This window comes from Achromobacter spanius, assembly GCF_003994415.1.
GTDB classification, from domain to species: Bacteria; Pseudomonadota; Gammaproteobacteria; order Burkholderiales; family Burkholderiaceae_B; genus Achromobacter; species Achromobacter spanius_C.
Genome location: NZ_CP034689.1, coordinates 3,680,891 through 3,699,500 on the forward strand (window position 1 = coordinate 3,680,891; position 18,610 = coordinate 3,699,500).

General features: G+C 66.4%; 21 protein-coding genes. 14 read left to right on the forward strand and 7 right to left on the reverse strand.

Annotation, left to right across the window (positions count from 1 at the left end; genetic code table 11):
• The first annotated feature begins 82 nt into the window (after window positions 1-82).
• Window positions 83-862: an AraC family transcriptional regulator gene (locus ELS24_RS16745; protein ID WP_127184758.1), complete on the forward strand. Its 780-nt coding sequence runs from the start codon at window positions 83-85 to the stop codon at window positions 860-862.
• A 6-nt stretch (window positions 863-868) separates the two neighbouring features.
• Here the strand turns inward: ELS24_RS16745 and ELS24_RS16750 are convergent, their stop codons facing one another.
• Window positions 869-2,773, reverse strand: coding sequence for an NYN domain-containing protein (locus ELS24_RS16750; RefSeq protein WP_127184759.1), 1,905 nt, complete (start codon window positions 2,771-2,773; stop codon window positions 869-871).
• 296 nt (window positions 2,774-3,069) lie between these two features.
• Between ELS24_RS16750 and ELS24_RS16755 the strand changes: the two genes are divergently transcribed.
• The 10 genes from ELS24_RS16755 to ELS24_RS16800 all read left to right on the forward strand — a co-directional run bounded on the left by ELS24_RS16755 (window position 3,070) and on the right by ELS24_RS16800 (window position 10,447).
• Window positions 3,070-3,966 (forward strand): motility protein A, encoded by an 897-nt coding sequence (locus ELS24_RS16755; protein WP_127184760.1) that lies wholly within the window; start codon window positions 3,070-3,072, stop codon window positions 3,964-3,966.
• Complete coding sequence (locus ELS24_RS16760) at window positions 3,963-4,940, forward strand: OmpA/MotB family protein (protein WP_127184761.1); 978 nt, start codon at window positions 3,963-3,965, stop codon at window positions 4,938-4,940. Before ELS24_RS16755 ends, ELS24_RS16760 begins: the two co-directional genes overlap by 4 nt.
• Before the next feature lie 162 nt (window positions 4,941-5,102).
• Entirely contained in the window at window positions 5,103-5,456 is a 354-nt protein-coding gene (locus ELS24_RS16765; RefSeq protein ID WP_127184762.1) for a YciI family protein, read from the forward strand.
• Between the two features lie 100 nt (window positions 5,457-5,556).
• On the forward strand, window positions 5,557-5,808 hold the full coding sequence (locus ELS24_RS16770; RefSeq protein WP_127184763.1) for a FitA-like ribbon-helix-helix domain-containing protein: 252 nt from the start codon (window positions 5,557-5,559) through the stop codon (window positions 5,806-5,808).
• Window positions 5,805-6,236: a type II toxin-antitoxin system VapC family toxin gene (locus tag ELS24_RS16775; RefSeq protein ID WP_050446637.1), complete on the forward strand. Its 432-nt coding sequence runs from the start codon at window positions 5,805-5,807 to the stop codon at window positions 6,234-6,236. The genes ELS24_RS16770 and ELS24_RS16775 overlap by 4 nt, the downstream gene beginning before the upstream one ends.
• Before the next feature lie 123 nt (window positions 6,237-6,359).
• Window positions 6,360-6,770 carry a YciI family protein gene (locus tag ELS24_RS16780; protein WP_050446638.1) on the forward strand — a complete coding sequence of 137 codons (411 nt, stop codon included), beginning with the start codon at window positions 6,360-6,362 and terminating at the stop codon, window positions 6,768-6,770.
• 18 nt (window positions 6,771-6,788) lie between these two features.
• Window positions 6,789-7,196 (forward strand): VOC family protein, encoded by a 408-nt coding sequence (locus ELS24_RS16785; RefSeq protein ID WP_127184764.1) that lies wholly within the window; start codon window positions 6,789-6,791, stop codon window positions 7,194-7,196.
• A complete protein-coding gene (locus ELS24_RS16790; RefSeq protein ID WP_127184765.1) occupies window positions 7,193-8,467 on the forward strand; it encodes an RNA polymerase sigma factor in 1,275 nt (424 codons plus the stop codon). The genes ELS24_RS16785 and ELS24_RS16790 overlap by 4 nt, the downstream gene beginning before the upstream one ends.
• A gap of 18 nt (window positions 8,468-8,485) precedes the next feature.
• On the forward strand, window positions 8,486-9,367 hold the full coding sequence (locus ELS24_RS16795; protein ID WP_240669322.1) for an AraC family transcriptional regulator: 882 nt from the start codon (window positions 8,486-8,488) through the stop codon (window positions 9,365-9,367).
• Between the two features lie 120 nt (window positions 9,368-9,487).
• The gene (locus ELS24_RS16800) at window positions 9,488-10,447 is read left to right on the forward strand and encodes a DMT family transporter (RefSeq protein WP_127184766.1); all 960 of its coding nucleotides are present in this window, start codon (window positions 9,488-9,490) and stop codon (window positions 10,445-10,447) included.
• On the opposite strand, the gene ELS24_RS16805 is transcribed toward ELS24_RS16800, so the two are convergent.
• Window positions 10,442-11,626, reverse strand: coding sequence for a CynX/NimT family MFS transporter (locus tag ELS24_RS16805; RefSeq protein ID WP_127184767.1), 1,185 nt, complete (start codon window positions 11,624-11,626; stop codon window positions 10,442-10,444). The genes ELS24_RS16800 and ELS24_RS16805 overlap by 6 nt on opposite strands.
• A gap of 120 nt (window positions 11,627-11,746) precedes the next feature.
• Between ELS24_RS16805 and ELS24_RS16810 the strand changes: the two genes are divergently transcribed.
• Window positions 11,747-12,652, forward strand: a complete 906-nt coding sequence (locus ELS24_RS16810; RefSeq protein WP_127184768.1) for a LysR family transcriptional regulator — start codon at window positions 11,747-11,749, stop codon at window positions 12,650-12,652.
• A 105-nt stretch (window positions 12,653-12,757) separates the two neighbouring features.
• On the opposite strand, the gene ELS24_RS16815 is transcribed toward ELS24_RS16810, so the two are convergent.
• Window positions 12,758-13,567: a DUF169 domain-containing protein gene (locus ELS24_RS16815; protein ID WP_127184769.1), complete on the reverse strand. Its 810-nt coding sequence runs from the start codon at window positions 13,565-13,567 to the stop codon at window positions 12,758-12,760.
• A gap of 149 nt (window positions 13,568-13,716) precedes the next feature.
• A complete protein-coding gene (locus tag ELS24_RS16820; RefSeq protein WP_127184770.1) occupies window positions 13,717-14,610 on the reverse strand; it encodes a LysR family transcriptional regulator in 894 nt (297 codons plus the stop codon).
• 97 nt (window positions 14,611-14,707) lie between these two features.
• Here ELS24_RS16820 and gstA point away from each other — a divergent pair, with 97 nt between their 5' ends.
• Window positions 14,708-15,322 (forward strand): glutathione transferase GstA, encoded by a 615-nt coding sequence (gene gstA / locus ELS24_RS16825; RefSeq protein ID WP_050446646.1) that lies wholly within the window; start codon window positions 14,708-14,710, stop codon window positions 15,320-15,322.
• Between the two features lie 55 nt (window positions 15,323-15,377).
• Here gstA and ELS24_RS16830 read toward each other — a convergent pair whose 3' ends face one another.
• Window positions 15,378-16,295: a LysR substrate-binding domain-containing protein gene (locus ELS24_RS16830; RefSeq protein ID WP_050446647.1), complete on the reverse strand. Its 918-nt coding sequence runs from the start codon at window positions 16,293-16,295 to the stop codon at window positions 15,378-15,380.
• A 103-nt stretch (window positions 16,296-16,398) separates the two neighbouring features.
• Here ELS24_RS16830 and ELS24_RS16835 point away from each other — a divergent pair, with 103 nt between their 5' ends.
• Window positions 16,399-17,148, forward strand: coding sequence for an SDR family oxidoreductase (locus ELS24_RS16835; protein WP_050446648.1), 750 nt, complete (start codon window positions 16,399-16,401; stop codon window positions 17,146-17,148).
• Between the two features lie 50 nt (window positions 17,149-17,198).
• On the opposite strand, the gene ELS24_RS16840 is transcribed toward ELS24_RS16835, so the two are convergent.
• Complete coding sequence (locus ELS24_RS16840) at window positions 17,199-17,987, reverse strand: HEAT repeat domain-containing protein (protein WP_127186371.1); 789 nt, start codon at window positions 17,985-17,987, stop codon at window positions 17,199-17,201.
• Between the two features lie 56 nt (window positions 17,988-18,043).
• Complete coding sequence (locus ELS24_RS16845) at window positions 18,044-18,556, reverse strand: MarR family winged helix-turn-helix transcriptional regulator (RefSeq protein ID WP_205736911.1); 513 nt, start codon at window positions 18,554-18,556, stop codon at window positions 18,044-18,046.
• Between the last annotated feature and the right edge of the window lie 54 nt (window positions 18,557-18,610).

Here is an 18,610-nt window from a genome sequence, read left to right on the forward strand (position 1 = left end):
TAGCGGCATCACGTTGGCGTTACTGCGGGGTTTTGGCCAATGAATACCGTGTTTCTGCCATCGTCGCCTGCCACCTGTTGATATGACGACTCCCTTGCTGCCCCCCGAACAGGCCCAATCGACTCGCGGCCCGGCGCTCATCGCCGTGCGCCGCGACGACGGCCTGCTGCGCGACACCGCCATGCACCAGCATGCGCGCGGCCAATTGCTGGGCGCCTATCGAGGCTTGCTGACGGTGTATGCGGGCGCGCGGCAATGGGTGGTGCCGGCCGCCCATGCCGTGTGGATTCCGCCCGACCAGCCCCATGGGTTGAGATCGCACGGGCCGTACGCGGGCTATAGCGCCTACCTGAGTCCTGCGGCCTGCGCGGGCTTGCCCACCACTGCCCATGTGCTGCAAACATCAGCCTTGCTGCTGGCTGCCGTGGACCGCGCCGCATCGTGGAATGGCAATGAGACCGTCGCCGCGCGCATCCGCGTGCAAGAACTGATTCGGGACGAAATACGCACGCTACCCCCGGCAGGCCAGGCGCTGATTCTGCCTGACGACCCACGCTTGCAACGGCTGGCGGTATCTATTTCGGATCACCCCTCGGACACCCGGTCATTGGATGCCTGGGCGGCGCAGGTCGGCATGGCGCCGCGCACTTTGGCGCGCCGTTTCCTGGCGGAAACCGGCCTGCCCCTGGGCGCATGGCGGCAGCAGGCCCGCCTGATGCGGGCGCAGGAAATGCTGGCGGCGGGGAGTGCCGTTACGACGGTGGCGTTGGAACTGGGCTACGACAACATCAGCGCATTCATCGCCATGTTCAAACGCGAATTCGGAATCACGCCGGGCCGCTTTCGCGGCCCGGTGCTGTAAACCCGATCAGGATTCCTTGGCCGCCGTCTTGCGAGGGCTGCGGGTACGCGACGCGGTCTTGCGGGCAGGCTTGGCAGGCGCCTCGGCCTGCGGTTCAGCAGCCGGTGCCGATGCCGCCGCTTCGGTTGCCGACGGTTTCGTTGCCGTCGCTCCCTTAGCCGTGGACTTGGTCGCCACCGATTCCGTTGTCACGGCCCGGGCAGCGCGACCCGCGTCCGATTCAGCCGACTTGGCCTTCGTGGTCTTGCTGGCGGCACGGGCGCGCTTGGCCGGGGCTGCCGGAGCGGGAGCAGGAGCAGGTTCTGCCGCCGGCCTGGCATTTGCGCCTGCGAACGGGTCGGCCACTTTGGCGGGCGCCTTGTCGGCTGCCTCGCGGCGCGTCTCCGCGGGGGGCTCAACGAACGTCCATTCCGCGATATTCACGGCAGGCAGCGGCTGGCGCGCTTGCGGCAAGGGCGTCGGCATGGGCGGCAGGCGCGACGGCTGGACAGGCTTGGGCGCTTGAGCGCGCGCCAGGGCATCCGCGCGCATGGACTCCAGTTTGGCGACTTCCCGAGCAAGCGCCTTGGCGGTTTCCTCGTCGGCCTCGGCTTGCTTGTCGACCTGGGCTTGCTGGTTCGCCTGGCGTTCGGCCTGGGCTGCGCCCTGGAACGATACGGGCGGCGTAGTGGCTGCCGTAGTGGCTGCCGTAGTGGCCGGCGCAGTGGCCGGCGTAAATGCGCCCTCTTGGGTCCGCTCTTGGGTCCGCCGCTCTCGGGTCCGCTCTTGCGCCCGATCCTGCACACCCTCGGGTGCTGCGACCAGAACCGCCGCCTGCGCGTCCGGCGCAGCGTCAGACGGCGCGGCGACCGCCGCTTCGCCCGCGCCTTGCTCAACCGCGTGGTTGGCGCCTCGGCCGGATCCGCCCGACTTGCGGCCGCCGCGTGATCTACGGGCAGGCCGGGAGCTGGTTTCTTCCTGCTCCGCGCCAGCTTGGGTATCGTCAACATCCACCTGCGCCGCCTCGGCCGACTGTCGGCCCTGCCCGGAACGAGACCTACCCTGGCCGCCCGCGCGGTTCACTTCCGGCGCGCCATCAATGCTGTCGCGATACACATAGGTGCCAGACTTCTCTTCGCGGCCCACTTCCAGGAAGCCGCGCGACTGGGCTTCGTCCAGCAGGTTGCCAAAGGCGCGAAAGCCGTAGTACGACTCGTTGAAATCCGGCTTGCGGCGCTTCAACGCATCTTTCAATGCCGACGCCCAGATCTTGCCGCTGTCGCCGCGTTCGGCCATCAGCGCCTCGAAGGTCTCGACGACCATGTCCACGGCCTGGGTCTTGCGCGCTTCCAGCTCTTCCTTGCGGCGGCGCTCTTCGTCCGGCGTGCGGCGCTGGCCGGTGCCGGCAGCGGCGCCGCCACGGTTGTCGCGGCGGGCGTCGGCGGTGCGCTGGCCTTCGCGCGCCAGGTCGTCATAGAAGATGAATTCGTCGCAGTTGGCAATCAGCAGGTCGGACGTGGATTGCTTCACGCCGACGCCGATCACCTTCTTGTTGTTCTCGCGCAGCTTGGACACCAGGGGCGAAAAGTCGGAATCGCCGCTGATGATCACGAAGGTATTGACGTGCGACTTGGTATAGCAGAAGTCCAGCGCGTCCACGACCAGCCGGATGTCGGCCGAATTCTTGCCCGATTGGCGCACGTGCGGAATTTCGATCAGCTCGAAATTGGCCTCGTGCATGGGGGCCTTGAATTCCTTGTAGCGTTCCCAGTCGCAATAGGCTTTCTTGACGACGATGCTGCCCTTGAGCAACAGGCGTTCCAGCACGGGCCGGATGTCGAATTTCTGGTATTTGGTGTCCCGCACACCCAGCGCCACGTTCTCGAAGTCGCAGAAAAGCGCCATGCTGACGTTTTCGTTGGGGGTAGTCATATTCTTCTCCAAAGCGAGGCGGCCACGTACTTCGGGCCGCCAGATAGCGCTCATGATATACATATCCGGCTTTGGTCCCCCATCCCTACCCGAGCAGCCGCACAATTTCATCCGCGCGGCGACATGACCTGGCCCCGTTTCTGACGCCCCGACCGCCTTCCTGACGACTTGCCTAAGCCGGCGCTTACCGGCCCTTTCGCCCCGCTTTCCGGCGGATTGACTTGGACGCGCGCTGGCTAGAATTCCCGAAAATCCGGCATTCCGGCTCGGCGTGCCATCCCCTTCGGGCAAGATCCATGAATCCGTCTACCCTCATCGGCGCCGCCGTCGGCCTGCTTACCCTTGTTATCGTCGTGGCGCTGTCCGCCACCAACGCCAGCATGTACGTCAACCTGCCGGGTCTGGCCATCGTGCTGGGCGGCACCTGCGCCGCGCTGTTCATCGCCTACCCGCTGTCGGAAGTGCTGCGGATCTTCAAGCTGGTCCGCACGGTGTTCCGTAATGATCAGCACGACCAGCAGCGCGACATCGAAGAACTGGCGACGATGGCGCAACTGTGGATGAACACCGACGTCCACAAGGTCGAGCAGGAGCTCAAGAAGGTGTCGAACCCCTTCCTGCGCACCGGCGTGCAGTTGATCATCGACAACACGCCCGAAGACCAGATCATTGAAGTGCTGCAATGGCGCGTGGCCCGACTGCGCGCCCGCGAGCAGGCCGAAGCGCAGATGTTCCGCGTCATGGCCACGTTCGCACCGGCCTTCGGCATGCTGGGCACGCTGATCGCCTTGATCAACATGATGGCGGTGCTGGGCGACGGCAGCATGACCACAATCGGCCAGCACCTGGCCGTGGGTCTGATGACCACGTTCTACGGCATTTTGCTGGCCAACCTGATCTGCAAGCCGATCGCGCTGAAGCTTGAACGCCGCACCGCGCGCCGCGTGGAATCCATGAACATGGTGCTGCAAGGCATTTCGATGATGTGCGAAAAGCGCGGCCCGGCCGTGGTGCGCGAAACGCTGAATTCCTTCGTGCTGCACATCGAAGACGAAATCTACGACGGCGGCGTGGCGGCCGCGCCCGCGTCCAAAGCCAAGGCGGCCGCTCCGGCCAAGGGCCCCGCCAAGGGCGGCCAGGCTGGCGCCAACGCCCCCGTCTCCATCAGCCGCCCAGCCGCCACGCGTCAATGAGCCTGATTTCCCCTTCCCTGGCGCAGCGGATCGAACTGGCCCGCCAGGCCCAACTGCGCGCCCAGAAAGCCGCGGACACGAACGCCTGGCGGCCCAGCAAGACCGACCGCAAGGACCGCTACGCCCGCTGGCACGTCGAAGAAACGGTTGAGCAGGACGCCGAGAACTGGCTGCTGAGCTACCTGGACCTGATCACCCTGCTGCTGGCGATGCTGGTCGTGATGCTGGCGGTGTCGCGCCTGCATGGCCTGGGCGCTGAAGCCTCTGACAAACCCATCGAACTGGTCGGCACGCTGGCGACCGCCGGCTTGCCCAAGTACGACGGTGAATATTCGGAATTCGACGCCGTCGCCATCCCCGCCAGTTGGGCCGAACCGCCCGCGCCCCCGGCAACTGCCGTCCAGAGTGCCGAGGCCGCGCCGGTCGAAGACGGCGTGAAGGTGGCCGACGCCGCCCCGCCGCTGGTCGCGCCGTCCAAGGAATCTCTGGGACTGGACGATCTGGGCAAGTCGGTGGATGTGATCATCAACGAACAATCCGTGAGCTTTCGGATCAGCAACGAATTGCTGTTCCCCTCGGGTCAGGCCACCCTCAGCCCGTCCGGCCTGGACGTGATCAAGCGCCTGGCGACCATTCTGAACAAGAACGGGCACCCGGTGTCCGTGGAAGGCCACAGCGACCCGGTGCCGATCCAGACGCGCCAGTTCGCCTCTAACTGGGAACTGTCGACCAGCCGCGCCACCAGCGTGCTGCGTGAACTGGTGCGCGACGGCGTGTCCCCCGACCGCCTGCGCGCGGTGGGCTATGCGGAAACGCGCCCGATCGAATCCAACGACACCCCGGCCGGCCGGGCCGCCAACCGCCGTGTCGAGCTGATCATGGACATCGCGCCGAAACAGGCGCCCACGAAGAAGGCGCAGGCGCCCGCCGAGCCGTCGACGCCCCAGGCGGACACGGCACCGGCGCGGTCCTGAACGGGCAACCCCGCAACGCTGAGTGCGGGCGACATCACAACAATCAGCGCGTGGCTTGTGTCGCCCCAGGGTGGATAAAGGCGTCACGGTCAGGCTGGCGGGGTGCTGGGCAAGGGCGGTAAGCTTCGCCCAATTGCCCCACCGCTCGAACCAGGAAACGCCATGTCCTATATGTTGTTGATCGTTGAACCGGTAGGCCAGCGCGCCCAGCGCACGCCCGACGAGGGCCGCGAGGCCTACGCGCAGATGGTGCGCTACGCCGAAGGCCTGAAAAGCCGTGGCCTGCTCGTCAGCGCCGAATCATTGAAATCGGAATCCGAAAGCGTCCGCCTGCAAATCCGCGGCGGCGAACGGTCGCTAATGGACGGGCCATTCGCCGAAGCCAAGGAAATGATCGGCGGATTCTTTCTGTTGACCTGCGACACCCGCGAAGAGGCGCTGGCGCTAGCCGCCGAATGCCCCGCCGCCCAATGGGCAACCGTAGAAGTCCGCGAACTTGGGCCCTGCTTTATGTAGAAGCATGGCCGGCTCCTGGCCACCCACCGCAACGCGGGTTGCACAAGTGACGGCATATTCCTAGAATGCCTTCACTGAATGCATCGGGAGCACCCGCATCATGCCTATGTTGACTGTGAGAAATATCTCTGAAGAAGTGCACCGCGCCCTGCGCGTGCGCGCCGCCCAGCATGGCCGAAGCACCGAAGCCGAGGTCCGCGCCATTCTTGAAGACGCCGTCAAGCCTGAAGGGCGCGTCAAGCTGGGCTCGTTGCTTGCGCAGATCGGCCGCCAGGCCAAGCTCACCGACGAGGAAGCCGCCTTGTTCGACCAACGCGACAAGGCGCCCGCCGCCCCACCGAGGTTTGAATGATTCTGCTGGACACCAATGTCATCTCGGAGCCGCTGCGCCAGGCGCCCGCCGACGCCGTCATCGAATGGATAGACCGGCAGCCCCTGGAAACCTTGTTTCTTTCCGCCGTCACCGTCGCTGAATTGCGCTTTGGCGTGGCCTGCATGCCGGTGGGCAAACGGCGCGACGCCTTGCATGCAGACCTGGAACAGCGCGTCCTGGCCTTGTTTGCTGGGCGCATCCTGGCTTTCGATACCGCCGCCAGCCTGGAGTACGCCGCGCTGATGGCGCGTGCGCGGGCCTCGGGCCAGGCCATCGGCGGGCCAGACGGCTACATTGCCGCCACCGCCGCCGCGCACGGCATGAGCGTCGCGACCCGGGACGTGGCGCCCTTTGAAGCCGCCGGGGTTTCCGTCATCAACCCTTGGGGCGCGCATCCACCGCACTAGTAATTACCCTGGTTTCGCGACATTGCTGTCGATCTGACCGTCTTCCATTCGTCGTCCCCCTACAAGCCCCCGAAGATTCACCCCGGATCGGGCGGCGAAGTCCCAATCCAAGGAGAGACTCGGATGCGTTTCATGATGATTGTGCGGGCCACGCCCGATAGCGAAGCCGGCCTGATGCCGGACGACAGCCTGCTTGCCGCGATGGCGACCTACCACGAAGCGCTGGTCAAGGCTGGCGTGCTGCTGGACGCCAATGGCTTGAAGCCCACATCCCAAGGCTGGCGCGTGCAATACGCGGACGGCCAACGCCAGGTGGTGGACGGTCCTTTCGCGGAAACCAAGGAACTGATCGCGGGCTACACCCTGATTCAGGTGCGCTCGCGCGAAGAAGCCATGCAATGGGCGATGCGCTTTCCGCAACCCTTCCCCGGCCAAAACTGCGCCATCGAAGTGCGCCAGTTGTACGAACTGGACGACTTCGAACCCAGCCAGCAAGTGGAACGCTTTCGCGACATGCCCAGCGCCAGCCACTGATATTCAGGAGACAAGGCCATGCACAAGCAGATTTTCGTCAACATCGCCATCAACGATATGCAGAAGTCGCAGGACTTCTTCAAAAAGCTGGGTTTCACCTTCAACCCCGATTTCACCAACGAGCAAGGCGCCTGCATGGTCATCAGCGATGACATCTACGCCATGCTGCTGACGCGTGACTTCTTCCAGGGCTTTACCGGCAAACCGCTGGTGGACGCCAAAGAGGCAACCGAAGTCCTGATCTGCCTGTCTTGCGAAAGCCGCGCCGAAGTCGACGATCTGGTCGCCCGCGCGCGGGCCGCCGGCGGCACCGTGCCGCGCGAGCCGCAAGACCACGGCTTCATGTACGCGCATGGCTTCGAAGACCTGGACGGCCACATCTGGGAATTGGTCCACATGGCGCCCGGCGAGGTTCCCGCGGCATGACGCAGGCGGCCACGCATCGTGCCATCGAGGCGGTCTGGCGGATCGAGGCCGCCAGCGTCATCGCCGGCGTTGCGCGCCTGGTGCGCGACGTCGGGCTGGCCGAAGAACTGGCGCAGGACGCGCTGGTGACCGCCCTGGAACGCTGGCCGCAGACCGGCGTGCCGGACAACCCGGGAGCCTGGCTGATGACCACCGCAAAGAACCGTGCCCGCGACCGCTTGCGGCTGGATGCGCTGCACACCCGCAAGCACGAGCAGATCGGCCACGAACTTGAAGCCTTGCACGCGGACGTAGAGCCCGACTTTGTCGACGCGCTGGACGCCGCACGGCAGGACGACATCGGCGACGACCTGCTGCGCCTGGTGTTCACCGCCTGCCATCCGGTGCTGTCCACCGATGCCAGGGTGGCGTTGACGCTGCGCCTGCTGGGCGGGCTGTCCACCGTCGAGATCGCCCGTGCGTTTCTGGCATCGGAATCCACCATTGCCCAGCGCATCGTGCGCGCCAAGCGCAGCTTGACCGCCGCGAATGTGCCGTTTGAAGTGCCCGATGCCAAGGACCGCGCCGCGCGCCTGGCGTCCGTGCTGGAAGTCATCTACCTGATTTTCAACGAAGGCTATTCGGCGACGTCCGGCGACGATTGGATGCGCCCGGCGCTGTGCGACGAAGCCTTGCGACTAGGCCGCATTCTGGCCGAACTCACCCCTGACGATGCGGAAGTGCACGGTCTGGTGGCGCTGATGGAACTGCAAGCCTCGCGCCTGCATGCGCGCACGGATGCCGACGGCAAGCCGGTGCTGTTGATGGATCAGGACCGTGCCCGTTGGGACCCCTTGCTGATCCGGCGCGGCTTGGCCGCACTGACCCGCGCCGCCGCGCTAGGCGGGCCGCCTGGCCCCTATGTCTTGCAAGCTGAACTGGCCGCTTGCCACGCGCGCGCAGCAACGCCGCCCGACACCGACTGGCCACGCATCGTGGCGCTTTACGACGCGCTGGTGCAATTGACGCCCTCGCCCGTGGTGGCGTTGAACCGCGCGGTGGCCGTGGGTATGGCGTTCGGGCCGCAGGCGGGCTTGGACCTGGTCGACGCGCTGGCAAGCGAGCCCGCCCTGGCCAACTACCACTGGCTGCCCAGCGTGCGCGGCGACCTGCTGGCCAAGCTGGGGCGCAACGCCGAAGCACGTACAGAATTCGAGCGCGCGGCCGGCATGACCCGCAACGCCCGCGAACGCGAACTGCTGCTGGCGCGCGCCCAGGCGATGCAGGCGTAGGTGGATTAAATTCCACGCATGGGTTCCCTGCCTGCCGCCTTATCCGATTCCGACGCCGATGCCGGCGCTTCCGTCTTGACGGGCGTGCCGGCCGAGTTTGACCATCCCAACGACCGCGCCGAATTTCGCCGCGCGGCGCATCAGCCCGGCGTGGAGCTGTACCGCGCCCACATCATCCGCCACGCCTTCGAACCGCACACGCACGAAGCTTATGGGCTGGGCGCCATCGAATCCGGCGTCGAGCGGTTTCGCTATCGGGGCGCCGATCACCTGGCGCCGTCCGGCTCGGTCGTGCTGATGAACCCCGACGAACTGCACACCGGCCGCGCCGAAACGGAAGGCGGCTGGCGCTATCGCATGGTGTACATCGACCCCGACGTGGTGGCGCGTGTATCAGGCGAAGCCGGGTGGTGGTTCGACACGGCCGTCGGCCATGACGTCGCCAGCGCACAGCGCGTCACCGCCCTGCTCGACACCTTATGGCAGGCGCGCGAACCGCTGGCTTTCGACAGCGCACTCTACACGCTGCTCAGTGAATTCCGCCGCCACGCCCAGGTGCCGCGCGATGCGCCATCCGAGGGCGCGCCTCGTTTTTCCCCCGTCGTCGACTACCTGCGCGCGAACCTGTCGCGCCGCCTCACGCTGGATGAGCTGGCGGCGGTGGCGGGGCTGAGCCCCTTTCATTTCCTGCGTCGCTTTCAATCGCACTACCACGCCACGCCCCAGCAGATGCTGATGGCCTTGCGCCTGTTTGAAGCCAAGCGGCTGTTGGCTGCGGGCATCCCGCCCGCTCAGGCGGCGCTGGCGGCCGGCCTGACCGACCAGGCGCACCTGACGCGGGCGTTTTCGCGCCGCTACGGCGTCACGCCCGCCCGCTATCAGAAGCAGGTGCGCGGGTAGGCCCGACCACACCGCCAACCAGAAGCAGGATCGGACGTAAGCTCACCACACCGCAATCTGGTACAAGATTGGCCCCGCTCGCGCCGCTAGACTGCCCGCATTGATACGCAGGAGCATGGCATGTGGGCAGGAACCCTTTACGCGCTGGCCGCCGGCCTGATGTGGGGGCTGGTGTTCGTGGGGCCGTTGTTGCTGCCGGAATACCCGGCCGCGCTGCAATCGGTGGCGCGCTACCTGGCGTTTGGCCTGATCGCGCTGCCGCTGGCGTGGCTGGACCGCAATCGGCTACGGCAGTTGCGCCGCGCCGACTGGATCGAGGCGCTGAAACTGGCCGCCATCGGCAACCTGCTGTACTACCTGTGCCTGGCCAGCGCCATCCAGCGCGCGGGCGGCCCCGTGCCCACGATGATCATCGGCACGCTGCCGGTCGTGATTGCCGTTTGCGCCAACCTGCGCAACGCGCGCCGCGACGGCAAGCTGCCATGGAAACGGCTGGCGCCCTCGTTGGCTCTGATTGCGCTGGGCATTGGTTGCGTCAACCAGGTTGAGCTGCAAGCGCTGCGCCAGGACGCCGATGCCGACTTGTCGCGCTACGCCGTGGGCGCCCTGCTAGCGCTGGCCGCCGTCGCCTGCTGGACCTGGTATCCCCTGCGAAACGCCGATTGGCTGCGGGCGCACCCCGACCGCAGCCCCAGCACCTGGGCCACCGCGCAGGGCGTGGCCACCTTGCCGTTGGCGCTGGTGGGCTACGCCGTGCTGTGGGGTGGCATGGCCGCTACCGGCAGCCCCTTCGACATGCCGCTGGGACCGCGCCCCGACGTATTCCTGGGCCTGATGATCGCCATCGGCCTGTTCGCGTCCTGGCTGGGCACGCTGTGCTGGAACGAGGCCAGCCAACGCTTGCCCACCGCCCTGGCCGGCCAGCTTATCGTCTTTGAAACACTGGCCGCGCTGGCCTACGCCTTCATTCTGCGCGGCACCATGCCGCAACCGCTGACCTTGGTTGGCATCGCGTGCCTGATGGTGGGCGTGCTGCGCGCGGTGCGCGTCAAGCCGGTGCCGGTGCCCGCGCCGCTATAGCCGGGCCGCCCGAACCCGCCGTAGACCGGCGGCAATCACCAAGCCCCCCAGCGCCGCCGCCAGCACCACATATGACGCCGCACCCCAGCCGTAGCGGTCTATCACCCCGCCCACGGTGACCGGCCCGATCACCTGGCCCAGGTTGCTGCCCTGCATCACCAGCCCGACCGAGGCCGCCGTCAGCGCGGGGCGTGGCGCGACCAGCGGCGCGGTGCCCAGCAAAGTGGCGGGTATCAGGCCGCCCACCGCCGAGAACAGCACGCACAGCAGGAAGGTCGGCATGGCCGGCAACACGGATTGGAAGATCAGCAGTGCCACCAGGCCCATCGTGGCGCTGGCGCAGGCGATCAGGGTGGATCGCCGCCAGCCGCGCGCCAGCAGCACGCCCGCGCCCAGATTGCCGATGATGTTGGCGGCGCTGGCGATGGCGCTGTACAGGCCGGCTTGCGCCAGGGTCAGGCCCAGTTGTTCCATCAGCAGCACCGGCAGGAAGGTGAACAGCGCGAAGAACATCAGGCTGTAAAGCGTGAACGACAGGGCCAGCAATACCGGCCCGGCCGCGCCCAGCGTATCGACCGTGTCCTGCCGCATGCCGCGCCAGGACAGCGATGCCGAGGCCGTGGATTCCCCCGCGGGCACCAACGCCGCCACGCTTGCCAGCGCCACGACCACCGCCGCGCCGGCGCACCACCAATAGGCCTGCCAGTGGTCAAACGCCTGCGAGGCCAGCATCGCGACGGCCATGCCGGTCGGCATGTAGCAGCTCCAGAGCGCAAAGGCGAAATCCCGGCCGGATGCCGACACCATGCGCTGCAAGGCGGCGGGGCCGGCTACCGTAATCATCAGGAAGCCCAGACCCTCGACGACGCGGGACGCCAGCAGCAGCCCGTAGCTGGGCGCCATGGCGCCCATGGCCGTGCCCAGCGCCGTGGCCAGCAAGCCCAGCAGCAGCATGCGCCGCGCGCCAAAACGCGCGATCACGCCGCCGGCGGCAATACCGCCCACCACACCCAAGAGAGAAAACACCGCGGTCAGCGTGCCGATCGACGCCAGGTCCAGGCCCAAGTCCTGGCGCAACAAGGGCGCGGCGATGATCACCTTGCCCACCTGCAACGACGCCACCACGCCGGCGCCCACAATAGCCAGCACCCCGGTCCAACGGGTTTCACCCTGATTCATTGCTGCCTCGATACCCATGCGATGGTCGCCAGCATGCCCGCTGGAAGCGATCTTGAGAAGTGATAAATTTTCGATAAAAATGATCGACAAAATAGATCACTGAATCGACCAGCCCGCCCGATGATAGACGCCCTGACCCTGGACCAATTGCGCGTGTTCGCCGCCGTGGCGGACGCCGGCAGCTTTCGCGCCGCCGCCCGACGCCTGTCGCGCGTGCAATCGGCCGTCAGCCACGCCATCGCCAATATGGAACAGCAGTTGGGCGTGACGCTGTTCGACCGCGCCGGTCATCGCCCAGTGATGACCCCGCAAGGCCAGGCGCTGCTGGCCAATGCCCGCGACATTCTGCTGCGCGTGGACGCCATGCGCGCGCGGGCGCAAGGCATGGGCACGGGAGTCGAACTAGAGCTTTCGCTGGTGGTGGATACCCTGTTTCCCATCGCCACGGTGGGCTCGGCGCTAAAGACCATGCGCGACTTGTATCCCATGGTGGCCACGCGCGTGGCGGTCTTGCCGCTGGGCGGGCCGATTGATGCCTTGCTGTCGGGCAGCCATACGCTGGGCATCATTGCGGGCGAACATTTTCGCCATCCGCGCATCACCGTGCAGGCCTTGTCGTCGGTGCAGATGGTGGCGGTCGTGAGCGCCGGCCATCCACTGGCGCGGCACGCAGCCAGCAACACCGCGCTGGGCGCGCCGGAATTGGCCGACCATTTGCAGATTGTGCAGTCCGATCCGTCCAGCTTGAGCGAGGGGCGCGACTTTGCGGTGCTGTCGCCACAAACCTGCCGCGTCAGCGGCCAGGACACCAAGCATGCCTTGATTGTGGCGGGCCTGGGTTGGGGCCGACTGCCGCTCTGGCAAGTGGAGCGCGACCTGGCCGAAGGCAGGTTAGTGCGCCTGCCCACGCACAGCCTGGGACGCGGCAGCCAGGTCGCCACCGAGACGTACCTGGCGCACCGCATCGACATGCCGCTGGGTCCGGCCGCGCGCGCGTTTGCGGAAGCGCTGAGGGCCAGCGCCTAAGCATTGCGCCTAAGCATTGCGCCTACGTATTGCGCCTACGTATTGCGCCTAAGCATCGCGCCTACGCGCCAAGCCGCAAGCTCCGCCTGCGACACCTATCGCCTTCTAGGCCTTGCGATCCCCCCGCGCGGGCGCTTGCGCATAGCTCACCCCCATACCCGCGCGCACGTCATTCTGAATGCCATAGGGCGGGATCGGATAGCGCAAGCCATTGGCGGCCAAGGCCTTCATGCCCTCGATGGCAATCGGCAGATAGCGCGGTGGCAACGCCATCAGCATTTCTTCATCGGGCACACCGCCGTAGCGGCGTTCGGCGAAACAGGGCAAGGACAAGCTCGGTTCGCCCGTGGCAAGCGCCCGTCCCCAGGAATCCGCACAGGCGGTTTCGCCCACCACGCTGAAGTCAAAGCGCCGATAGTTCTTCCACTGCAAGCCATTGATAAGAATGATCATCTGCCCCGGCGTGGCATACACCAGGCAGATGTCGGGCGGGTTCAGCCGGCCCGAGGCCAGCGGCGACACCACCAAGCCCCGGTACTTGCCCGCCGGCACACAGGACAGCGCTTCCTGGCGTGCACGCGCGTCGGCTTCAGTGGCATGCCACACGCCCACGTAGTCCTTGCCGCTTTTCCAGGCTTCGTCCTGCGGGCCAAGACCTATCACCGCGCGGCATTGCGACCCGACAAGATCATCGCCCGTGATGCCCACCGTCCAGCCTAGCCGCGCCGCCATGCCGACGATCTGGTCGGTGGTGTGCGTGGCCTGCGGTCGACGCAAGCCCTTCACGCCGGCCATGTCCGCTTCGTTCTCGAACAGCTTCATGCCGATGACCGTGGTCTTCAAGCGCAGCAGCTTGTTCAGGTCGTCCACCAACTGCGGCCAGTTCATGGTCGCGTCTTGCGTTGTCTCTTCCATACCTGTCCTTTGGACTGTTGTGCGCGGCGTCTGCCGCGATGGGAATTCGTGCCGGCGAGTTGGGCGCGGCTTGATCGCCTGCTGCCCAATCGCTGATCAGCCGTAAGCATGCACCAATCCGCCCATGCATGAAACACACAGGCACAGGGTCAGGGTGTGCGCCCAATGCCGCCTGGCGCTTGCCGCTGCAACATCGCAAACATAGCCTGAACCGGCGCGCTGTCCGCCGACTGCGCTGACGCTGCCAACCCGAACGACCGGTACAGCGGCGCGGCCAGTCGCAGCACACGCAAGCCGCGACGGTTCTCAGGCAAGGTCAGCGCGGGCACCAGCGACACACCCACGCCTTCGCGCACCAGCGCAAACGCGCTGCTCCAGTCGCGCACTGTGGCGCGCACGTCCGTGATCGTCACGCCCTCGCCATTCGCCACGCTTTGCGCATGCACGCTGCATCCGCCCGTGGCCAGCACGAATGGCTGCCGGGCAAGCTCGGCCAGATCGATGGCGTTGCCGGCGCGCGCCAGCGGATGCGTGGCGGGCAGCACGGCCAACCATTCATCCTCGCCAAGCGGGCACACGTGCCGGTCGGGCGCGGCGTTCAGCACCACGCCCACATCCACGGTGTTGGCCGCCAGCAGCGTTTCGACTTCGTCATCGCTGGCTTCCAGGGACACGACATCGATGGCCGGATGCAATTGCCGAAAGCGCCGCAACACGGGCGGCAGAATCGTCGAGAACACCATCGGAAAACTGGCCAGCCGCAAGGTGCCGCGCGCCGCGCCGCGCGCGTCTTGCGCCATATCCTGTATGCGTCGCAGCGCATCCAGCATGGCGCGCGCTTCATCCGCCACGCGCAGCCCCAATGCGGTTGGCAGCGTCTGCCGGCGTTCGCGGGTGAAGAGCGGTGCACCCAGCGTGTCCTCCAGGTTGGCGATGGCCTGGCTGGCGCCAGACTGGGTCATGCCCACCTCGGCCGCCGCGTGCGTGATGTTGCCGGCGTCGGCCACCGCCAGCACCAGGCGCCAATGCATCAGGTTCATCATGGCATTAGCTCTTCTTATTTCACATTTTTGAAGAAGTAATTTTACGCATGCCTCGGGCGGGCTCAAGCTGAACGCCTTGTTGAATCAGGAGTGACCGATGAAGCTGTATTACGCCCCCGACACCTGCTCCCTATCGCCACACATCGTGCTGCGCGAACTGGGCCTACCTTTCACGCTGGTGCGCGTGAACAACCAGACCAAGCGCACGGAAGACGGCGGCGATTTCCTGGCGATCAACCCCAAGGGCTACGTCGCCGCCCTGCAACGTGACAACGGGCAGGTGCTGACCGAGGGGCCGGCCATCGTGCAGTACCTGGCCGACTTGAAGCCGGAAGCCGGATTGGCGCCGGCCAACGGCACGTGGGAACGCAGCCGCTTGCAGGAATGGCTGAACTTCATCAGCACCGAAATCCATGGCGGCTTTGGCCCGCTGTTCAACCGCGCGCTGCCGCCCGCTGCACGCCAGTGGTGGCAGGCGAGGTTGGAAAAACGGCTGGACTATGTGGCGGGCGCCTTGCAGCCGCATTCCTATCTGGTCGACGACCGCTTCGGCGTGGCCGACGCCTACCTGTACACGGTCTTGCGCTGGGCCGCGTTCTTCGACATCAGCCTGACGCGCTGGCCTGCCCTGGCGGACTACATGGCCCGCATCGGCGAGCGGCCCAGCGTGCGGGCGGCGTTGGCGGCCGAAGGACTTGCCAGCGGTACGTAATTCCTGACGCGCGCCATCTTGCCGCAAGCGTTGCCGTCGCAGCTCGCCGCGCCGTTCAGCGAAACGCATCCACGCCGCGCATCAACGCCTGCGCCATCTTCGGTTGGCGCAACTGCTCCAACCACCACGTCAGCGCGCGCCCTTCGTGGCCCCCGCGCCACGCTAGGTAAAGCAAGTTGGGTTCACGCGGGGTCTCGGTGGTTTTTTCCACCAATTCGCCGCGCGCCAGCAACGACGCCACGCGATGGCGCGGCACCCAGCCCACGCCCAGCCCGTCGCGCTGCGCCAGAATCTTGGCGCGCATGCTGGGCACGGCCAGCACCGCCTGCCCGCCCACGCGGCCGTAGCCGCGCGCCGCCGCGCCGCGCGATGTGTCCGCGACCACCACGGCGCGATGCTGCTGAATCTGGTCTTGCCGCAAGGGTGTTTTCAGCTTGGCCAGCGGATGGCGGGGCGACACCGCGAACAACCATTCCATCGCCCCCAATTCCGCCCACTGCAGATTGGGCATAGACTGAGGTTCGTTCGTCGCCCCCACGATAAGATCCGCCCGGCCTTCGCGCAGCGCTTCCCAGGTGCCGCCCAACACCTCTTGCGTCAAGCGCAGGCTTACCCCGGACTCCAGGCGATCAAACGCGCGGATCAAGGGCAGCATCAATTCGAATTCCAGAATTTCGTCGCTGACGATGAGCAGACGGTCTTCCCACCCGTTGGCCACCTGCTTGACCCGCTGCGTCAACCGCGACACGTCCTGCATCAGGCGGGCGGCTTCATCGGCCAGCAACTGGCCGGCTGGCGTCAATTGCAGTCGATAGCGGCGACGATCAAACAGCAAGGCGTCGAATCGTTCTTCCAGTTGGCGCGCCGCGTGAGATACCGACGACGGCGCGCGGCCCAGTTTCACCGCCGCGCGGGACAGGCTGCCGCTGTCCCGGATGGCTTCCAGCAGCGTCAGTTCATTGACCGACAACATGTGCGATTCCTTCGAACGTGTTCATGCGAAAGATCGTACGACAAAGCGCCAGCCCTGGCGCAACATGGCTACACCTTATCGAACGACTCCCAAGGAGATCACCATGAACCGTTTTGAACACAAGACCGTATTGGTCACCGGCGGCACCAGCGGCATTGGGCTGGCGGCAGCGCAGGCGTTTGCGGCCGAAGGCGCCCGCGTCATCGTCACGGGGCGCGACGAAGCCGCGTTGGAAACCACGCGCGGCGCCCTGGGCGGCAATGCGCTGGCGATCCGCAATGTGGCGGGCGCGCCGGGCGCCGCCGCCGCGCTGGCACAAGCACTGAAAGACGCGGACGTGCGCCTGGACGCCGTCTTCTTCAACGCCGGCATCGCCAAGTTCGCCACCTTGGCCGAATCCACCGAAGACCTTTGGGACCAAACCTTCAACACCAATAGCAAGGGCGTGTTCTTTCAGTTGCAAGCGCTGGACCCGCTGCTGAACCCAGGCGCGTCCATCGTGCTGAATGGGTCCATCAGCGCCCACATCGGCATGCCGGCATCCAGCATCTACGGCGCCAGCAAGGCCGCGCTGATCTCATTGGCCAAGACCTTGTCGGCGGAACTATTGCCGCGCGGCATCCGCGTGAACGTGGTCAGCCCCGGCCCGATCTCCACCCCCATCTACGGCAAGCTGGGCCTGGACGCGGAAACCCTGGAGAAGACCGCCGCCGGCATCCAGGCGCAGATCCCGCTGGGCCGCTTTGGCACGCCACAAGAATTGGCGTCGACCGTGCTGCACCTGGCCGCGCCGGAATCCGCGTTCATCGTGGGCACCGAGATCATCGTGGATGGGGGAATGAGTCAGCTCTGACTCATCAGCTTTGATTCATCAGCTTTGACTCATCAGCGCTGCCCCCTCTGCTACGCCCCGATCGAGCGCAACGCGCGCTGACAGATGCGTTCGGTGGCAGCGCCTGGCTTGCCCGCCAGCCATCGCGCGCAGACCTCCCGCACCCAGTCGGGCTGGTCTTTGCTGGCGTCGTTCAACCAGTTCGCCACCGAGTCCTGCACATACACCGAGGGGTCCGCGCGCAACGGCTCCAGCAAGGGCAGCGCCATGGCGGGGTCGGCTTTTAGCGCCGCGATGTGCGCGCACCAGACACCGCGCGGGCGCAGGCATTCGCTGGCATAGCGGCGCACGCGCTCGGAAGGGTCTTGCGTCCAGGGGTGCAATGCCTGAATGGCCGCCGGCAGATCAGCCGTCAGGCGCGGGCGCACCGCCAGCCATGCCCATTCGCGCACGCCGAAATGCGCATCGTCGGCCAAGGGGCGGATCCGCTCAAGCCGCGCGCGCAAGGGCAAGTCCGGCACTGCGCCGATGACGAAGCAGGCCCAGCCGCGCACGGTGTCGGACGCATGCGCGGCAAGCTGCGCTTCGCAATCGGCGCCCAATGCTTGCACCAGAAGTTCGGCGGCCAGCGCCATGCGTTTGGAAATTCCCAGCGCCGCCTGCGCCTGCATCCGCGCGATGGCCTCGGGCCCGGCTTGCGGCGCCGCCGCCTGCATCAGCGCCGCGAAATCCACCGCCAGGCATTCGGTCAGCGTCGTGGCTGGCGCGCCCGCATTCAGTTGCGCCAGTCGCGCGGCGGGGATGTCCTTGACGCCACGCCCGCTGGGTTTGGCGGTGGGTGATTTTTTGGCGGTGGGCATGTTGGCGGTGGGTGATCTGGCGGTGCGTGATTTGGCGGCGGCTGGTTTGGCTGTCCTCATGACCGCCTCTGCGCGATAGTGGCGCGGCCGGCATCGGTGCCGCGCCAGACGCGTGCCAGCAATCCGCTTAGTTGTGTCTTGTCCGCCGCGCTCAACTTGCCGAACAGCGACGCGATCCAGGCCGTGTGCTCGTCGAACAACTGCGCCGCCGCCGTCTTGCCCTTGGGGGTCAAGGTCACCATGATCTTGCGGCGGTCGCCCTGGCCCGCCTGGCGCTGCACGTAGCCGTCCCGCGCCAAGCCATCGAGCAGGCCCGTGATGGTGGCGCGCGTAACGCCCGCCCCGTCCGCCAACTGATGCGGCGACAAGCCATCGGTCTGCTCGTGCAACAGAAACAGCAGCACGAACTTGCCTTCCGACAATTGCCGGGGCGCCAGGCGCGCCGCGCAATCGCGGTCGATGGCATTGGCCAGCGACAACAGCTGAAAGCACAGTCCGATATCGTCGGCCGAGGCCAGGCCGCGCCGCGCGGCTTCGTCCAGCAGCGCGTGATGTTTGGGTTCAAGCATGGGGATGTCGGGAGGCAAGGCGAGATTCCTGGTTCAATTCACGGGCAGATAGTA

Bases quoted from the DNA above. Each gene is read 5' to 3' on its own strand.
- ELS24_RS16755 (WP_127184760.1), top strand. From the start codon at position 3,070: ATGAATCCGTCTACCCTCATCGGCGCCGCCGTCGGCCTGCTTACCCTT.
- ELS24_RS16815 (WP_127184769.1), bottom strand. From the start codon at position 13,567: ATGGAAGAGACAACGCAAGACGCGACCATGAACTGGCCGCAGTTGGTG.
- ELS24_RS16795 (WP_240669322.1), top strand. From the start codon at position 8,486: ATGGGTTCCCTGCCTGCCGCCTTATCCGATTCCGACGCCGATGCCGGC.
- ELS24_RS16845 (WP_205736911.1), bottom strand. From the start codon at position 18,556: ATGCTTGAACCCAAACATCACGCGCTGCTGGACGAAGCCGCGCGGCGC.
- ELS24_RS16810 (WP_127184768.1), top strand. From the start codon at position 11,747: ATGATAGACGCCCTGACCCTGGACCAATTGCGCGTGTTCGCCGCCGTG.
- ELS24_RS16800 (WP_127184766.1), top strand. From the start codon at position 9,488: ATGTGGGCAGGAACCCTTTACGCGCTGGCCGCCGGCCTGATGTGGGGG.
- ELS24_RS16820 (WP_127184770.1), bottom strand. From the start codon at position 14,610: ATGATGAACCTGATGCATTGGCGCCTGGTGCTGGCGGTGGCCGACGCC.
- ELS24_RS16805 (WP_127184767.1), bottom strand. From the start codon at position 11,626: ATGAATCAGGGTGAAACCCGTTGGACCGGGGTGCTGGCTATTGTGGGC.
- ELS24_RS16770 (WP_127184763.1), top strand. From the start codon at position 5,557: ATGCCTATGTTGACTGTGAGAAATATCTCTGAAGAAGTGCACCGCGCC.
- ELS24_RS16775 (WP_050446637.1), top strand. From the start codon at position 5,805: ATGATTCTGCTGGACACCAATGTCATCTCGGAGCCGCTGCGCCAGGCG.
- ELS24_RS16835 (WP_050446648.1), top strand. From the start codon at position 16,399: ATGAACCGTTTTGAACACAAGACCGTATTGGTCACCGGCGGCACCAGC.
- ELS24_RS16750 (WP_127184759.1), bottom strand. From the start codon at position 2,773: ATGACTACCCCCAACGAAAACGTCAGCATGGCGCTTTTCTGCGACTTC.
- ELS24_RS16745 (WP_127184758.1), top strand. From the start codon at position 83: ATGACGACTCCCTTGCTGCCCCCCGAACAGGCCCAATCGACTCGCGGC.
- ELS24_RS16760 (WP_127184761.1), top strand. From the start codon at position 3,963: ATGAGCCTGATTTCCCCTTCCCTGGCGCAGCGGATCGAACTGGCCCGC.
- ELS24_RS16765 (WP_127184762.1), top strand. From the start codon at position 5,103: ATGTCCTATATGTTGTTGATCGTTGAACCGGTAGGCCAGCGCGCCCAG.
- ELS24_RS16790 (WP_127184765.1), top strand. From the start codon at position 7,193: ATGACGCAGGCGGCCACGCATCGTGCCATCGAGGCGGTCTGGCGGATC.
- ELS24_RS16840 (WP_127186371.1), bottom strand. From the start codon at position 17,987: ATGCCCACCGCCAAAAAATCACCCACCGCCAAACCCAGCGGGCGTGGC.
- gstA (WP_050446646.1), top strand. From the start codon at position 14,708: ATGAAGCTGTATTACGCCCCCGACACCTGCTCCCTATCGCCACACATC.
- ELS24_RS16830 (WP_050446647.1), bottom strand. From the start codon at position 16,295: ATGTTGTCGGTCAATGAACTGACGCTGCTGGAAGCCATCCGGGACAGC.
- ELS24_RS16780 (WP_050446638.1), top strand. From the start codon at position 6,360: ATGCGTTTCATGATGATTGTGCGGGCCACGCCCGATAGCGAAGCCGGC.
- ELS24_RS16785 (WP_127184764.1), top strand. From the start codon at position 6,789: ATGCACAAGCAGATTTTCGTCAACATCGCCATCAACGATATGCAGAAG.